This is a genomic window from Polyangiaceae bacterium, from assembly GCA_020633235.1.
Taxonomy (GTDB): domain Bacteria; phylum Myxococcota_A; class Polyangia; order Polyangiales; family Polyangiaceae; genus JACKEA01.
The window spans coordinates 228,374-242,953 of the sequence record JACKEA010000006.1; the positions used below are offsets into that span (position 1 = coordinate 228,374).

The 14,580-nt window shown below is 67.9% G+C and carries 16 protein-coding genes; 11 read left to right on the plus strand and 5 right to left on the minus strand.

The annotated features are described in order from the left end of the window. Window positions 1-1,377 (plus strand): cyclic nucleotide-binding domain-containing protein, encoded by a 1,377-nt coding sequence (locus H6717_30750; protein MCB9581451.1) that lies wholly within the window; start codon window positions 1-3, stop codon window positions 1,375-1,377. A gap of 59 nt (window positions 1,378-1,436) precedes the next feature. On the opposite strand, the gene H6717_30755 is transcribed toward H6717_30750, so the two are convergent. The 3 genes from H6717_30755 to H6717_30765 form a co-directional block, all read right to left on the minus strand. Continuing rightward, window positions 1,437-1,703, minus strand: a complete 267-nt coding sequence (locus H6717_30755; GenBank protein ID MCB9581452.1) for a DksA/TraR family C4-type zinc finger protein — start codon at window positions 1,701-1,703, stop codon at window positions 1,437-1,439. A gap of 117 nt (window positions 1,704-1,820) precedes the next feature. Next, the gene (locus H6717_30760; protein ID MCB9581453.1) at window positions 1,821-1,997 is read right to left on the minus strand and encodes a hypothetical protein; all 177 of its coding nucleotides are present in this window, start codon (window positions 1,995-1,997) and stop codon (window positions 1,821-1,823) included. A gap of 36 nt (window positions 1,998-2,033) precedes the next feature. After that, window positions 2,034-2,969, minus strand: a complete 936-nt coding sequence (locus H6717_30765) for a hypothetical protein (protein ID MCB9581454.1) — start codon at window positions 2,967-2,969, stop codon at window positions 2,034-2,036. A 124-nt stretch (window positions 2,970-3,093) separates the two neighbouring features. Here H6717_30765 and H6717_30770 point away from each other — a divergent pair, with 124 nt between their 5' ends. From H6717_30770 to lpxA, 7 genes are all read left to right on the plus strand, one after another. Beyond that, a complete protein-coding gene (locus H6717_30770) occupies window positions 3,094-3,660 on the plus strand; it encodes a hypothetical protein (GenBank protein MCB9581455.1) in 567 nt (188 codons plus the stop codon). Next, complete coding sequence (locus H6717_30775; GenBank protein MCB9581456.1) at window positions 3,636-4,502, plus strand: hypothetical protein; 867 nt, start codon at window positions 3,636-3,638, stop codon at window positions 4,500-4,502. Before H6717_30770 ends, H6717_30775 begins: the two co-directional genes overlap by 25 nt. Window positions 4,503-4,506: 4 nt before the next feature. Next, window positions 4,507-5,034 (plus strand): hypothetical protein, encoded by a 528-nt coding sequence (locus tag H6717_30780; protein MCB9581457.1) that lies wholly within the window; start codon window positions 4,507-4,509, stop codon window positions 5,032-5,034. Window positions 5,035-5,124: 90 nt separating this feature from the next. Next, window positions 5,125-5,733 (plus strand): OmpH family outer membrane protein, encoded by a 609-nt coding sequence (locus H6717_30785; protein MCB9581458.1) that lies wholly within the window; start codon window positions 5,125-5,127, stop codon window positions 5,731-5,733. 4 nt (window positions 5,734-5,737) lie between these two features. Continuing rightward, entirely contained in the window at window positions 5,738-6,685 is a 948-nt protein-coding gene (locus tag H6717_30790; protein MCB9581459.1) for a UDP-3-O-(3-hydroxymyristoyl)glucosamine N-acyltransferase, read from the plus strand. Beyond that, on the plus strand, window positions 6,682-7,146 hold the full coding sequence (fabZ, locus tag H6717_30795; GenBank protein ID MCB9581460.1) for a 3-hydroxyacyl-ACP dehydratase FabZ: 465 nt from the start codon (window positions 6,682-6,684) through the stop codon (window positions 7,144-7,146). Before H6717_30790 ends, fabZ begins: the two co-directional genes overlap by 4 nt. Window positions 7,147-7,149: 3 nt before the next feature. Beyond that, window positions 7,150-7,947, plus strand: coding sequence for an acyl-ACP--UDP-N-acetylglucosamine O-acyltransferase (gene lpxA / locus H6717_30800; protein ID MCB9581461.1), 798 nt, complete (start codon window positions 7,150-7,152; stop codon window positions 7,945-7,947). Between the two features lie 65 nt (window positions 7,948-8,012). On the opposite strand, the gene H6717_30805 is transcribed toward lpxA, so the two are convergent. Together H6717_30805 and H6717_30810 are read right to left on the minus strand one after the other, a co-directional pair. After that, on the minus strand, window positions 8,013-10,799 hold the full coding sequence (locus tag H6717_30805) for a tetratricopeptide repeat protein (protein MCB9581462.1): 2,787 nt from the start codon (window positions 10,797-10,799) through the stop codon (window positions 8,013-8,015). Window positions 10,800-10,896: 97 nt separating this feature from the next. Beyond that, a complete protein-coding gene (locus H6717_30810) occupies window positions 10,897-11,310 on the minus strand; it encodes a CopD family protein (protein ID MCB9581463.1) in 414 nt (137 codons plus the stop codon). A gap of 107 nt (window positions 11,311-11,417) precedes the next feature. Between H6717_30810 and tldD the strand changes: the two genes are divergently transcribed. The 3 genes from tldD (at window position 11,418) to H6717_30825 (ending at window position 14,561) form a co-directional block, all read left to right on the plus strand. Next, window positions 11,418-12,866 (plus strand): metalloprotease TldD, encoded by a 1,449-nt coding sequence (tldD, locus tag H6717_30815; protein ID MCB9581464.1) that lies wholly within the window; start codon window positions 11,418-11,420, stop codon window positions 12,864-12,866. An 85-nt stretch (window positions 12,867-12,951) separates the two neighbouring features. Then, a complete protein-coding gene (locus H6717_30820) occupies window positions 12,952-13,587 on the plus strand; it encodes a response regulator transcription factor (GenBank protein ID MCB9581465.1) in 636 nt (211 codons plus the stop codon). A 29-nt stretch (window positions 13,588-13,616) separates the two neighbouring features. Next, window positions 13,617-14,561, plus strand: coding sequence for a 4-hydroxythreonine-4-phosphate dehydrogenase PdxA (locus H6717_30825; protein ID MCB9581466.1), 945 nt, complete (start codon window positions 13,617-13,619; stop codon window positions 14,559-14,561). Window positions 14,562-14,580 lie beyond the last annotated feature (19 nt).

Below are 14,580 nucleotides of genomic sequence, written 5' to 3' on the forward strand. Positions count from 1 at the left end.
ATGCCAACCGCGCCTCCCGGACTCCCCGGCACGCCCGCCGGCGACAGCCCCGTCGATCGTGCTTTGGCGCTTTCTTTGGCGGACGAAAAGGACTCCGCGCTGCGCTGGGCCGCGGCGCTGCTGCGCAGCGAGCCGGCCTCGCCCTTGGCGCTGCTCATCACCGCGCGGTTGGTGAGCGCCCTCGGTCGCCGAGAGGTCGCCATCGAGGGACTGGAAGCGTGCGTCGCGCGCGCCGTGGATGCCGGCAATCTGCCGCTGGCCGTGGCGGCGTGTTGCGATCTCCGCACCCTGCGCGTGGATCCAGCCCAGCACCTGGACGACGTCGCGCGCACTTTCGCGCGCCGCTCCACGCGCCTATTGGGCAAGGGTGCCTCGCCGCCCGAGCTACCGGGCAAGGCGCAGGAGTTTCAGCCGCTGGCCTCCGCCCTGAGTGGCAAGGCGCTGCTCAACAAAGCGCAGGAGATGATCCACACCGCGCGGCAGCTCTTGGAGCAGGACCAGGAGGAGCGCGAAGAAGAGCCCAAGGTCGTGCCGCATCCGTTGTTCTCCGGCCTCGACGAGTCCGAGCTTCGCTCGATGGTCGGCATCTTCGAGACGCAGACGGTGCAGAGCGGCGCAGTGCTCATCGAAGAAGGCACCAGCGGCGCCGAGGCGTTCATCGTCGCTCGCGGAGAGCTCGAGGTCCGCCGCGAGGTGTACGACGACAGCGGCAACGCCACCGGGGAGTCGCTCATGCTCGCGCTGCTCGGCAACGGCGCGTTGTTCGGCGAGATGGCACTGCTTTCCCGCGCTCCCCGCGCCGCCAGCGTCATCGCTCGCCGCCCCAGCATCATCTTGGTGGCCCGCAAAGACGCCCTGGACGCCATCGCGGAAAAGCAGCCCGAGGTGGGCGAGCTGTTCGCCGACCACTGTCGCCGCCGGATGGTGGAAAACCTGGTCCGCACCAGCAGCATCCTGTCCGCCGTGCGCCCGGACGAGCGGCCCGCCCTGGTGGAGCGCTTCGTCACCCGCACCTACGAAGAGGGGGAACGCCTCATCTTCCAGGGCCGGGAATCCGAGGGCCTACACCTGATCGCCTCCGGCGAGGTCGCCGTCATGCATCAGGAAGACGACGACTCCACCTTGATCGCCAAGCTGGGCGTCGGCGAGGTCGTGGGCGAGGTGGCCCTCGTGCTCCACCGCGCTTCCAGCGCCGACGTGATCGCGAACTGTCCCACCGTCACGCTGCACCTGCCGCGGGATCGCTTCTTGGATCTGATCAAGAAGCACCCGGCGATCCTCGCCCAGCTCTACGAGCTGGCCATCAAGCGGGACGAAGAAACGACCAGCCTCGTCGCCCAAGAAGCCACCGAAGCAGACGACTACGTCCTCGTCTGAGCTCCGCCTCTCTACATTTGCTTGTTGGTCCGCCGCGGAACCACGCGGCTCGCGCGCTCTCAGCGGAGCTGACTGTCCTTGCTACCGCGGCGGTTGTACGCACTGACGGCGTGCTGCCCTTGGTCTTCTTCTTGCTGGCAGGCAATGCACTTGCGCACACCGGGGAGCGCCGTGCGCCGAGCTTCCGGGATGGGCTCGCCGCAGCTCACGCATTCCTTCCGGCTCTCCCCGGAGCCCAGACGACGGCGCGCGCGCAGCACTTCGTCCTCGATGCTGGCGTCGATCTGATCTTGTACGGCTCCGTCTCGGGCCCATCCGTTGGCCATGCGCTGCTCCTCGCCGCGGCGTTGCCGCGGCTTCAACTATGGGACCAAAGCCGCCGAGAGCAAGCGCGGAAGGGGCGCGACGCGACGGGGCTCGCGGCGGACCGACATACTCGAAATTCAGATGGGGGCGGCCATGCCTTTGGTGGTCGGCGCCACCTTGGAGGGCTGGGTTGCTGCGTTCGGGGTGTCTGCGCCATCCTTGTCTTCCAGTTGGTCGATGTACTTCTGCAAGCTCGGGTCGAGCTTCTTCAGGTACGGATCGCGGCTGCCCCAGAACTTGCCGAAGACCACCACCTTGCTGGGCTTTTTCGGGTCGCTGCTCTTCTCGCCTCACGGCAGTGCGCGATAGCTCACGGTGATCACCGGCACGATGTCCGCGGGCTCTTGGACGTCCAGTGGGCGGAGCACGCCGAGATCGAGGGCCCAGTTCTCGTAGGGGAGGCGGAAGCCGGGGCCCACCGCGATGGCGTGGTACTCGCCGGCTTCGTTGCCGAGGGGCACGACGGTGTCCACCTCGAGCAGCAGCGACGCCCAGTCCGCCACGTTCCAGATGAAGCCGACGCCGGTGAGCACCAGCGTGGCGGGGCCCGCGAGGAGCGCCGTGCTCGCGACGGAAGCGCTCGACTTGCAGGGCGTGTCGAAGCACAGCTGGGCGGCGCCGCCGATGCGTCCGAGGAAGAAGTTTCCTTCGTCGAGCCCCGCGATGCCGGTGATGGATCCGATGGCGGCGACGCGCACCGGGCCCTCGTTCACGAACGCGTTCTTGAGGCTCAGGTCCAGGGGGAAGACGTTGTCCTCTCCCAGGGGCGGCGTGCCGCTGAGGGTGACCTGGGTGTCGTCGCTGATGGCGTAGCCCGCCTGCAACAGCACGATGTCGATGCTCGAGAAGTACACCGTGCCCGCGGGGTGGGTGTACGCGGTGGGCATCAAGATGACGTGATCCGCGTGCGCCTCGCCGGTGCGCAGGCGGCGTTGCTCGACGCGGGGATCCGGCGGCGGCGCGTAGGTCGGGGGTGGGTAGCCGTAGCGGGGGTAGTAGGGGTAGGGGTTGTAAGGAGGCGGGAAGGCGGGGTACCCGGGCGTCGGGGCCTGACTGGGAGCGGGCGCGGGCGTGACGGCGGATTCACGCGGCGGCGTGACCACGGGTGCACCCGCGTCGGGCTCGGGAGCGGGCGGCGGCTGTGGCGCGGGTTGGGCGCGGAGGCTTGCGGCGGCGAGCGTCACAGCGACGATCGGGCCGAAAATACCGCTGATCCGAGGCCTCATCCTGTCCCGCCTGCGACGATAGCCGCGATGATGGCGAGCTGCTACGTTGAGAAAGGTTTTGCTCATGGCGGGGTTGGTGCCGTCATTGCATTCACGTGGTGTTCCAGTGCGACGCTTCGTGTGGATGACAGCCCTGGTGCTGGTAGGCGCCTGTGGGCGTAGCGGCCTCGACGCCGAGTGGGACGAGCAGTGGCTCGACGGCGGAGGTCCGGATGGGCAAGTGGTGAAGCCGCTGCCGGACGGCGCGCTGCCGGATGGTGGCAGCAGCACCTGCACGCCAACGGAAGAGGTGTGCAACGGCGTGGACGACGACTGCGACGGCCAGGTGGACGAGGTGCCCTCCATCCCCTGTGAAGGAGGCGGCGCGCAGTACTGCGTGGCAGGGGCCTACAGCCTGTGCCCCGATCGCTGCGAGGTGTGCATCCCCGGTGCAGAGCGCGTGTGCTTCAACTCCTACTGCAAGTACTGGGGGCAGCAGACCTGTGCGGCGGACGGCAAGGGCTACGGCAAGTGCAAGGAGAACGAGCCGCCGCCGGAGTGCAAGTCCATCGCCAAGGACAAGCAGTACTCCAAGGAGCTCGAGCAGTGCTGCGTGGACAACGGCTATTGCTGCGTAGACGACTTCGATTTGGACGAAGACGGCAACAGCTCCGAGATGATCGGCCAGTGCGAGGACGTACTTTGCAAGTAGCCCGATGGGCGCTCCTGCTCGTCGTGCTGGCCTGGTCGACGGTGGCGGCAGCTGCGCCCTGCAATCGACCGGACCTGCTGGACACCATGCCGCCGGATGGCGCGGACGGCGTGCCGCTGAACGCGGTGTTGTTCGCGCACTATGCGCCCAGCGCCGAGTACCTGGACGAGGAGATCACGCTGGAGCACGTGGGCGTCGGCGAGCAGACCTTCAGCGGGACGTTCAACGCCAACGAAGGCCTGGTGAGCATCGATCCCGGCGGGCTCGTCGCCGGCGACGAATACAAGATCATCTGGCCGCGCCTACGCGGGCACTCCACCGCCAACCTCGGTCGGGGTGCGGAGGTCACCTTCACCGCGGGCTCGAGCACGGACGACGCAGCGCCGAGCTTCGACGGGCTCACCGGTGTGGACTGGGACTTCGTTCGCGAGAAAGACGACTGCACGGACTCCGTGGAGGAGCGCTTTACCTTCGATCTGGATCTCGGCGCCCGCAGCGACGACGGCGGAGCGGAATCCCTCACCCTGCTCGTGTTCCAGACCAAGGGACCGCACGTGTCGCCGAGTGCGCCGGAGCCGGTGCTGGTGCAGCGGATGCCCGGCGGCTCCAAGGTGCGCGTCGTGCGCGCCCTCTCCGACAGCATCGGCGAAGTGTGCTTTGCCGCCATTGCTCGGGACCTCACCAACAAGGCCAGCGCCAGCGGCAATCGCGAGACCTGCGTCACCACGGTGAAGCCGCCCTTCTTCGAAGGCTGCAGCGCGACGGGACAGGGAAGCACGGCGGCAGGGGCGAGCGTCGTGCTGCTCTTGGGTTTGGGCCTCCTGCTCCGACGGCGGGCGTAGCGGAATGCGCCTCCGAATCGTGCTCGTGGTTCTGTGCTGGGCGCTGGGCGCCAGCGCGCAGCCCTATCCGCCTCCGCCCATGGCCCGGCCCGCCCCGCCGCCCCCTCCGCAGTTTTCGGAGTGGCACCTCGCGGTGCAGACGGAAGCCGCCTTCGGTGTCGCGCCGGACACCTTCTACAATCATCTCGCCGGCGCGCGTATCGATCGCCGCTTTGCGCCGGACGTGAGCCTCGGGCTCTATCTCGGGTACGCGAACTTGAAGGGCAAGGACGGCCGCGCCCACAACGGCCTCGGCTGGGCCATGCTCGAGTATCGCCCGATGGTGAGCGACACCATCGGCATCCCACTGCGCTTCGCACCGGGCTACCTGCCCAAGAACGGCCCGCTGCTTCGCTCGTCGGCGGGCGTCTCCTTTCAGCTGGCGGACGGCGTCGACATGGTCCTGGACTTGATCACGCCCACCGTGTGGGTCACCCACGACCAGACCGTGCTGTCCTTCGACGCGAGCGCGGAGCTGGGTTTCGACTTGTGATTTCCAGCGCGAAAGCGCGTTCCCACCGCTTCCGCGCCGGAAAGACCAAGGCTTCTTGACCCGCAGCAAACCGACGGCTAAGCCCGCGGCATGAAGTCGGGTTCCTTCGTGAAGCTCTTTTCCGCAGTGCTGGCTTTCGGGGCTCTCACCGCGTTCGCTCCGGCCGCTTCGGCCGAATCCAAGATCGCCGTGGTGGACACCCAGCGCGCGATCATGGAGACCGAAGACGGCCTGCGGGCGCAGGCCACGCTGAAGAAGCTGTTCGACAAGCGCCAGCGCGAGCTCGACAAGAAGCAGGTCGATCTCCAGAAGGAGCGCGAGGACATCGAGAAGCAGAAGGACGTCCTCAGCAAGGCCGCGCTGCAGAAGCGAATCGAGAAGTGGCAGCGGGAGATGATGAGCCTCCAGGGCGTGTTCGTGGAGTACAACAAAGAGCTGCAGAAGAAGCAGAACGAGCTGACGCAGCCCATCTTCCAGAAGGCCATGGGCCTCATCCGCCGACTGGCCACGCAGGACGGCTACGACATCGTGGTGGACAAGCAGGCCGTGCCCTACGTGCGCAGCGATCTGGATCTCACCGACAAGATCATCACCATGTACAACCAGGGTGGTGGCGGTGCACCGGACCCCAAGGCCGGAGGCAACGACAAGGCTCCGGCTCCCAAGGCGCCGACCCTCAAGGCTCCGGCCAAGCCCTGAGCTCGTGCCCGGCGTCGACCTTCTGGCATCCGTCGGAGTCGTCGAGCTAGCCGAGCAACTGGGGGGCACACTCGACCCGGAGCTGGCGGCGCGGCGAGTGGCCCGCGTGGCCGAGCCCGGTGCCGACACCCGGGAGTCGGATCTCGTCGTCGTTGCCTCTGCTCGCTGGGTTCCGCCGGCGGCGGCAGGGCGTGGCGTGTTGCTGTGTACTCCCGGGCTCGCTTCCCGCTTGCCCGAAGGGCGGCGCTTTCGTCACGAGCACCCGCTATGGGTGATGGCCACGCTGCTCGCGGAAGTGGCGGCGGAGCGCATGGCGCCCCCCTCGTCGCGCGATGCAGTGGTGGCCGTTGGCGCCGAGGTGGATCCCAGCGCGCGGGTGCGGCCGGGCGCCGTGGTGCAGACCGGCGTGAGCATCGGCCCTCACTCGGTGATTGGCGAAAACGCCGTGGTCTGCACGGGGAGCAGCATCGGCGCGCGGGTGGTGATCGGGCCGAACGCCGTGATCGGACGCCCGGGCTTCGGCTGGGCGCCGGGGCCGGAGGGCCGCGTGCGGCGCATTCCGCAGCTCGGCGGCGTGGTGATCGAGGACGACGTGGAGATCGGCGCGCTGTCCACGGTGGATGCGGGCACGCTTTCGCCCACCTTCATCGGCACCGGCGCGAAGCTCGATGCGCACGTCCACGTCGGACACAACGTCCGCATCCACGCTGGCTGTCTGGTTGCGGCACAGGTCGGCTTCGCCGGATCGGTGGAGCTCGGCGAAGGAGCCATCGTCGGTGGGCAAGCCGGCTTCAAGGATCACGTGAGCGTGGGCGCCGGCGCGAGCGTCGCGGCCAAGTCCGGCGTCATCGGGGATATACCAGCGGGGGCGACCGTGGCAGGATTCCCTGCCGTTTCGCGTTGGCGCTGGCTGCGCGGCATGGCGGCGCTGCTTTCCTCCAAACGCTCATGACGACCAACCCGAAGATCCTCGAGCTGGACATCCAGGAGATCCTGGAGATCCTCCCCCACCGCTATCCCTTCGTGATGGTCGATCGCGTGACTGAGATCGTGCCGAACGAGCATATTCGCGGCATCAAGATGGTCAGCGTGAACGAGCCTTGGGCCAGCGGGCATTTCCCCGGCCGGCCCATCATGCCTGGCGTGCTCATCGTCGAGGCCCTGGCGCAGATCGGCGGCATCCTCACCTATGCCTCGGACCCCGTCGATCCCAGCCGCCACCTCATGTACTTCCTGGGTATCGACAAGGCGAAGTTTCGCCACACCGTCACCCCCGGGGATCGCTTGGACCTGCACGTGAAGGTGTTGCAGCATCGCACCAACGTCTGGAAGTTCAGGGGGGAAGCGACGGTCGACGGAACCCTGTGCGCCCAGGGCGAGCTGCTCGCCTCCATCGTGGAACGAGAAGGCTGAGGCGTGGCCACGCAGATTCACCCGACCGCCGTGGTCGAGCCCGGAGCCGAGCTCGATCACGACGTGGTGGTGGGTCCGTTCTGCTACGTGGGCCCGGAGGTGAAGATCGGCGCCGGCAGCGAGCTCTTGCTGCACGCGTCCGTCCTCGGCCCCACCACGCTCGGGCGTGACAATCGCGTGTTCCCCCATGCCACCCTGGGGGCCGAGCCTCAAGACCGCAGCTATCGCGGCGAGCCCACGCTGCTCTCCATCGGAGATGGCAACGTTTTCCGAGAGCAGGTGTCGGTCCACCGCGGAACCGTGAAGGGCGGAGGCTGCACGCGCATCGCGGACCGGTGCCTGCTGATGGTCGGCGCGCACGTCGCGCACGACTGCGTCGTGGAAAGCGACGCAGTGCTCACCAATCTCACGACCCTGGGCGGCCACGTCGTGGTGGAGCCAAGTGTCGTCTGTGGCGGCCACGTCGCGGTCGCGCCCTTCGTGCGGCTCGGCCGCGGCTGTTTCGTCGCGGGCGGCGCGCGAGTGGAACGTGACGTCCCGCCGTTCGTGATCGCTCAGGGAGACCGCGCGCGGGTCCGCGCACTCAATCGCGTGGGTCTCGAACGGCTCGGCGTGCCGGACGCCTCGCGCAAGGCCTTGGAGCGAGCGTTCCGTCTGCTGTGGCGCTCGCGCGAGCCCCTCGCGGTAGCGCTGGAGCAGGTGCACGCGGAGCTGGGCCAGGACGAGCTCGTCGCGGAGTTGGTGCGCTTCATCCGTCCGCGGCTCCCCGCGCTGGCGGTCGTGGATCGCGCGTCCGCGTAGCTCCCTCCCTCGAGCGCGCTGCACGATGCCCGCCGGGGCCGCGGCGGACCAACAAAAGAAGACGGCTACTTGGACTCGAACAAGTCGTCGAAGACGCGATCGAACTCGTCGTCGTCGTTGACGGCGCGGGCGCTGGACTCACGCGCTTGCGACTCCGGCGACAGCGCGGCGATGCGGTCGCTCACGTCGCGGTAGCCGGGATCGCGCCGCGCGATCTTCTGGAAGTAGTAGAGCGCCTCTTTCGGACTGCTCTTCATCTCGTAGACGTTGCCCAGGTCGTAGTAGAGCGCCATCTCCTGCTCCACCGTCTTGTGGGGCGATTCCAGTGCTCGAATGTAAGCCTTGGCGGCGTCGTCCAGCTCGGTTCGCTCCAGGCGAATCATGCCGATCATCGCGTAGCACATGCAGTCGCGCGAAGGATCCTTGGCGGCGAGCTCGAACTCCGAGATGGCGTCGCCCAGGAGCCCCATCTCCTTGTACGCCACGCCCAGGTCGTAGTGGGTGGCGCTGTCGTTCTCGGCGACCTGTGCGCGGACGCCTTCCTTGAACTTGGCGAACACGTGGTCGACGTCGATGTCGTCGCCGCCGATGCTCTGCGCGGGCGGGGCGTCGGCAGGCTCGAGCTGATCCAGCGCTTCCAGCGACGCAGCGATGTCGAACGCGCGATCCCCGTCGTCTTGCTCCGTGGCCGCGGGCATCGCTGCGGGCTCGAGCTGCGAGCGATCGATGGTGCGGCTCTCGCCGGCCGCGGCAATGGCGCCGTCGATCTCGCGCAGGCGCTCGATGAGCAGCGGGTGGTTCGGAGTGCGGGCGAGCTGATCCGAGATGATGGCTCGGGCGTCGTCGTACAGGCCGCGCGCACCGAAGAACTCCGCCTCCTCCAGGGCCTCTTCCACCGCTTCCGAGCCCTGGCCGGAGGTTGGCTCGGTGCTCGTCTCTTCTTGCAGCAGCCCCTGGGACGTGGGCGCCTCCGGACCGTAGGCGATCTCCTCTTCGTCCACCTCGGCCACGGCTTCTGTCCCGAGGGGGAACGAGGGCAACGGGCCTTCCACGAACGGTTCGTCCATGGACGCGGAGGCGAAGGGATCCTGCGTGGGCGGGTAACCCTGATCTTCCGTGAACGGCTCGGCGCTGGCCATCGCGCTGGAGGCGCTCACCTCTTCCAGATCGTACGAGGGCAGCGGCGCGTTGGGGTCGTAGCCGTCCGGCGAGGTCTGGCCGGCGTAGGGATCGTAGCTCTGCTCGGGGTACTCGTAGCCCTGATACTGGTCGTAGCCTTGCTGCTGGTCGGCGTACTGTTGCTGCTCGCCGTATTCGTAGCCCTGGTCGGCGTACTGCTGCTCGGCGTAGCCACCCTCATCGGGGTTCCAGGCGTAGTCCGCTTGAGTGGCTTCCCCCGTGAGCGCTGCCAGCATCTCGAGCGCGGCGGCGTGATTGGGCTCGGCCTCCAGCACTTCGTAGAGCAGCACCTCGGCGCGGGCCGGATCCCCTTGCTCCGCGTGGATGGCGGCCAGCGTGATGCTCTCTCCGATGGCGCCGTCGCGATCCCCGCTCTCGATCAGGATTTCGCGCAGCTTCTCGCGAACCTCGGTGGAGCCCGGATCGATCTCGAGGGCGATGTGAATCACCTCGAGGGCCTTGGAGTAGAGGCGCAGACGCCGGAAGGACTCCGCGTCGATCACGGCCTTGCGAGCGTGGGCGCGCGCGTCCAGAGAGTCGGGATCGACGAGCTCCTCGGCGACCTCGACCTGGTCGTCCACGACCACCACGTCCGGCGAGCTTCCCCGGAACGGCCGCATCTCCGGGTGGCTCGGCCGGAGCTCGAACGGCTCCTCCGACGCGATGGCGCCGTCGTCGTCCATCAGCTCCACGTCGGCGTCGTCCACGTGGACGGCCGATGGCTCGTGTACGGGTTCCGGCTCGGGCGCTTCCGCCTGGGACAGCGCGCGGACCTGCTCGTCGTTGGGGGCGACCGCTACCAGGTGTGCGACCAGCTCCCGGAACAGGTCCATCTGGTTCCCGTCCCGGGCGATGCGCGCCATTTCCTTGTACACCTCGATCGACTTTTCCGGCTGGTCGATGAGGGTGAAGGCCTGCGCCAAAAGGGACAGGGTTTCGAGGTCCTTGGGGTCCGCCTGGAAGCAGAGCTGGAGCTTTGCCAGGGCTTGCAGGCCGTCTTCGCGGGTGCCGCGCTGGAGGTACAGCTCCGCGGCCACCTTGGCGAAGCGCGGCTGGGCCTTGAAATGCAGGATGCGCTCGATGACCTTGAGCGCGTCGTCGCGACGGCCGAGTTGGAGCAGCAGCTCCGCAGCCGTCCAGAACGCGTCGATGGCGTCGTCCAGCGCCTGGACTCGACAGCACGCCTCCGCGAGCCTCAAATGGGGCAGCGGGTTGCTGGCATCGAGCTCGACCATCTTGCGGAAGATGTCGATGGCGTCGCGGTCTCGGCCTCCGCGTTGGAGCCGGGTGGCGACCTCGTCGTAGGCCTGCAGCGCGTCGCTGGTGAGGCCCAGCTGCGTGTAGATTTCCGCCAGCCGCGGCACCAAGTGCCCGTAGCGGTCCGCGAGGTGGGGCGCGTGCTTGCGAATCAGCTCGCGGATCTGTTTGTAGACGGCGATCGCCTTGAGCGCGAAGCCCTGGGAGGCGTAGTACTCGCCGACTCGATCGTAGGTGGCGATCGCTTCGGGGTACGCCTGCATGCGAGCTTGCAGGTCACCGATCTTGAGGAGCGTGCGCGCGTCGTTCGGATCCTGCGCGACGATCTTTTGATACTCCTCTACCGCCCGGTCATACCGTTTCTTGTCGACCCACTTCTGGGCGGCCTGGATGATCTTCTCGCGATCGGTAGACACGACGATGCCGCGCGCCCTTACGAGCGACGGTGATCAGAGACGAGGGAGCGCCAAATCCTACGCGATAACGGGGGGTTTGGTCAAGAAACGCTCAGCCTCAGAAGGGCTTGAGGATGACCAGGGCGGCGGCCCCCAGAGCGCACACGAAGAGGGCACCGCCCAGGGCAGCTATGGGCCCGGCCTCACTACGCTTTCCGCTCTCCAGGGCCTTGGCCCGGGCGCCGATCACGTGGTGCAGGGCGATCACGGCCAAGGCCAGCGGGAGTTTGCCATGCATCCAGTGGGTCTGGACGAAATAGAGCTTCAGGTTCAGGAAAAGGAGGGCCAACGCTGCCAAGAACGAGACGCCGAAGGCCGGGGCGGCCAGCTTTCGGTAGATGTTGCGGCCGATCTGACCTCGGATCTTCGGCTCCGCGCTGCCCACCAAGGCAACGGCCACCGCGAGGATCGAGCCGATCCACACCAGATTGGCGATCACATGAACCAGCAGGAGCAGGCCGTGGGTGCTCATCGCGCGGGAGCATAGTGCCCCGCCCTCCAAACGACGAGATCGGGGCGCAAATTCCCAGGCCCGGGGTGCCCTTGCGGAGGCGTGCCGGCCGGAGCATGGTCCCTCTGATGCCGACCGCCAGCGCCACCTACCGTGCCCCCTTCGCTCCCGGTGGGGCGCAGGAAATCGACACCGAGATCTGCCGCAAGCTGCTCGAGATCGCCCTGTCCCGTGGTGGGGAGTACGCCGACCTGTTCTTCGAGTACCGGGCCGCCGGAGGCATGGCTTTCGAGGAGGGCATCACCCGCAGTGCCACCCGGGGCGTGGCCCTCGGTCTGGGCGTGCGGGTCCAGCGGGGGGACGCCACGGGCTACGCCTACGTGGAGGACTTGACCTGGGAGGCGATGAAACGAGCGGCCGAGACGGCGGCACGCATCGCGACGGGTGGGGGCTCGCCGGCGCCTCAGCGCTTGGACCCCATCGTGTTGCCTCAACGCTATGAGCTCGATGCGCCCACGATCGACGCCCCCGGCCTCGACAAACGCTCGCTGCTCGAGCGCGCCAGCAAGGCCGCTCTGGCTCACGACCCCAAGATCGTGAAGGTGGAGGCGTCTTTCGCCGAAGAGGTGCGTGAGATCTTGATCGCCACCAGTGACGGCCGCTTCATCCACGACGTGCAACCGATGATGCGTTTCGGCGTGAGCGCCCTGGCGGAGGACGGTGGGCGTCGCGAGTCGGGGCGCAGCGGCGGCGGTGGTCGCATGACCTTGGGCTACTTCGGGGACAAGAGCCCGGAGTGGCATGCGGAGCGCGCGGCGCGACAAGCGCTGACCATGTTGGATGCGCGGCAAGCGCCCGCCGGCCAGCTCGAGGTAGTGCTGGCGCCGGGGGACAGCGGCGTGCTGCTGCACGAGGCCGTCGGTCACGGTCTGGAAGCGGACTTCAATCGCAAGGGCACCAGCAACTACACCGGTCGCGTGGGTGAAGACGTGGCCAGTGAGCTGTGCACGGTGGTGGACGATCCGACCTTCTCCCAGAGCCGCGGTTCCATCAACGTGGACGACGAAGGGCTCGAGCCTCACCGCAGCGTATTGATCGAGAACGGCAAGCTTCGCGGCTACATGCAAGATCGCATCTCGGCCAAGCATTTCGGCGTTACGCCCTCCGGTAACGGGCGACGGGAGAGCTTTCAGTGCGCGCCAATGCCGCGCATGACGAACACCGTGCTGCTGGCGGGGCCGCACGATCCCGAAGAGATCGTCCGCAGCGTCAAGCGCGGCGTGTACGCCAAGACCTTCGGCGGTGGTCAGGTGGACATCTCCAATGGGGATTTCGTCTTCTCTCTGACCGAGAGCTACCTGATTGAAGACGGAAAGCTCACCGCGCCCCTCAAGGGCGTGAATCTGATCGGCAACGGTCCGGACACGCTCAACCAGGTGACCATGCTCGGCAACGATCTCGAGGTGTCCGACGGCATCTGGACCTGCGGCAAGGATGGTCAGAGCGTACCGGTGGGGGTCGGCTGCCCGACGATCAAGATCGCGCGGATCACCGTCGGTGGCACCGAGATCGGGTGAGGTCGTCCGCAGCCGAGCCCGCGCGTTCATCGGCGTGATCGGACACGGCCCGCTGCTGGAGCGGGAGGACGGCGCTGCGTCCGTACTGCGCCAGCTGGGCGCCACCGTACGCACGCTGGATCTGTGGGACGATCCCGTGAACCTGATCGAGGACGAGGACGACGAATGCGGGATCTCCGCCCGCGCCCTGGTGTTCGAGGCCTTGGATCGCCCGGACCTGGCCATCGCAGCGCTCAGGGCGGTGCGCAAGGAGCACTACTTCGACGGAGTGGGGGCGCTCATCGCCGTGAGCGTGGGCCAGGTCGCGCGAGTGGATCCGGCTTCCGGCTTCGACGACTTCGTCATGAACCCCTACGTTCCGGAGGAGCTCTACGCGCGGATCCGCTCGCTGGAGTGGCGTCGCAGCGAGTTCGCTTCGGAGGAGCGCCACAAGGTCGGCGGCATCGTGGTGGACAAGGCCGCCCACGAGGTGTCGGTCGACGGTCGCCCGATTTCGCTCACCGCCAAGGAGTTCGCGCTGCTCGCCTATCTCTGCGATCGCCGCGGCAAGGTGCTCTCCCGCGAGCACTTGCTCGCGAACGTGTGGGGCAACCGCTACGAGGGTGGTCCGCGCACCGTGGACATCCACGTGCGCCGCTTGCGAGCGAAGCTCGGCGACGCGCTGCCGCTGGAAACGCTGCGCGGTGCCGGCTACAAGCTGCGCGCGCCGGACGACACATGATCGTCGTGAGCATCGGCTGCCCGGCGGGAATCGGCCCGGAGGTGAGCGTCCGCGCCGCTGCCCGCCTCAGCCGAATCCCTCGGGTTTTGGTGGGAGACCGCGGAACCATTCTGGCCGCAGCTCGGCTGTGTGGCGTAGCGGAGAGTCGCTTCGCGGACTTCGGTCCGGCGTCGCGGGGCGCCGGCAAGATCTGGATCCAGCACGTGGGGCCGGAGCTTTCGGAGCGCGATCGCCAGCGGCCGACGCGCCAAGGCGGGCGCGCCCAGCTCGCCTGGATCGACGCCGCCTACGACCTGGTGCGCGCGGCGCCGCGTCGCGCCCTGTGCACCGGTCCGGTGAGCAAAGTCGCCATCGCCCGCTCCGCCGTGCGCGGCGCGGCAAGCTTCCGCGGTCACACGGAGTGGCTCGAAAAGCGCGACGGCGCTTCGTACAGCGTGATGTGCTTCGTCGCGCCCACCTTCGCCACCAGTCTGGTCACCACGCACCTGCCGCTCTCCAAAGTGCCGCGCCGCGTGGACGCCAGCAAGGTGCGGGTCGCCACCGTCGAGCTGGCGCACATGCTCCAGCGCCTCGGCACTCCGCGCCCGCGCATCGCCGTCGCGTCCCTCAACCCCCACGCGGGAGAAGGGGAGCTGCTCGGAACGGAAGAGCAGAAGGCCATCGTCCCGGGCATGCGCGCCGCTCGCCGAAGCCTCCGAAGCGTGGAGCTCGTGGGGCCCATCGGCGCCGAGACGGCTTTTCGTCGCGCCCACGCCGGTCACGTGCACGGTGTCGTCGCCATGTATCACGACCAAGCGACGATCCCGACCAAGCTCGTCGCGTTCGGTTCCGCGGTGAACGTCACGCTCGGTTTGTCCGTGGTACGCACCAGCGTGGATCACGGCACGGGCTACGACATCGCATGGCAAGGCCGTGCGGACGAAAACGGCATGATCGCGGCAATGCGCCTCGCCGAGCGCTTGTCCCGGGCTTGACACCCGTCGCGCGGCGGGC

Excerpts from the sequence above, each read along its gene's own strand:
- H6717_30770 (MCB9581455.1), top strand. The coding sequence starts at position 3,094 with ATGACAGCCCTGGTGCTGGTAGGCGCCTGTGGGCGTAGCGGCCTCGAC.
- tldD (MCB9581464.1), top strand. The coding sequence starts at position 11,418 with ATGCCGACCGCCAGCGCCACCTACCGTGCCCCCTTCGCTCCCGGTGGG.
- H6717_30765 (MCB9581454.1), bottom strand. The coding sequence starts at position 2,969 with ATGAGGCCTCGGATCAGCGGTATTTTCGGCCCGATCGTCGCTGTGACG.
- fabZ (MCB9581460.1), top strand. The coding sequence starts at position 6,682 with ATGACGACCAACCCGAAGATCCTCGAGCTGGACATCCAGGAGATCCTG.
- H6717_30810 (MCB9581463.1), bottom strand. The coding sequence starts at position 11,310 with ATGAGCACCCACGGCCTGCTCCTGCTGGTTCATGTGATCGCCAATCTG.
- H6717_30785 (MCB9581458.1), top strand. The coding sequence starts at position 5,125 with ATGAAGTCGGGTTCCTTCGTGAAGCTCTTTTCCGCAGTGCTGGCTTTC.
- H6717_30780 (MCB9581457.1), top strand. The coding sequence starts at position 4,507 with ATGCGCCTCCGAATCGTGCTCGTGGTTCTGTGCTGGGCGCTGGGCGCC.
- H6717_30755 (MCB9581452.1), bottom strand. The coding sequence starts at position 1,703 with ATGGCCAACGGATGGGCCCGAGACGGAGCCGTACAAGATCAGATCGAC.
- H6717_30750 (MCB9581451.1), top strand. The coding sequence starts at position 1 with ATGCCAACCGCGCCTCCCGGACTCCCCGGCACGCCCGCCGGCGACAGC.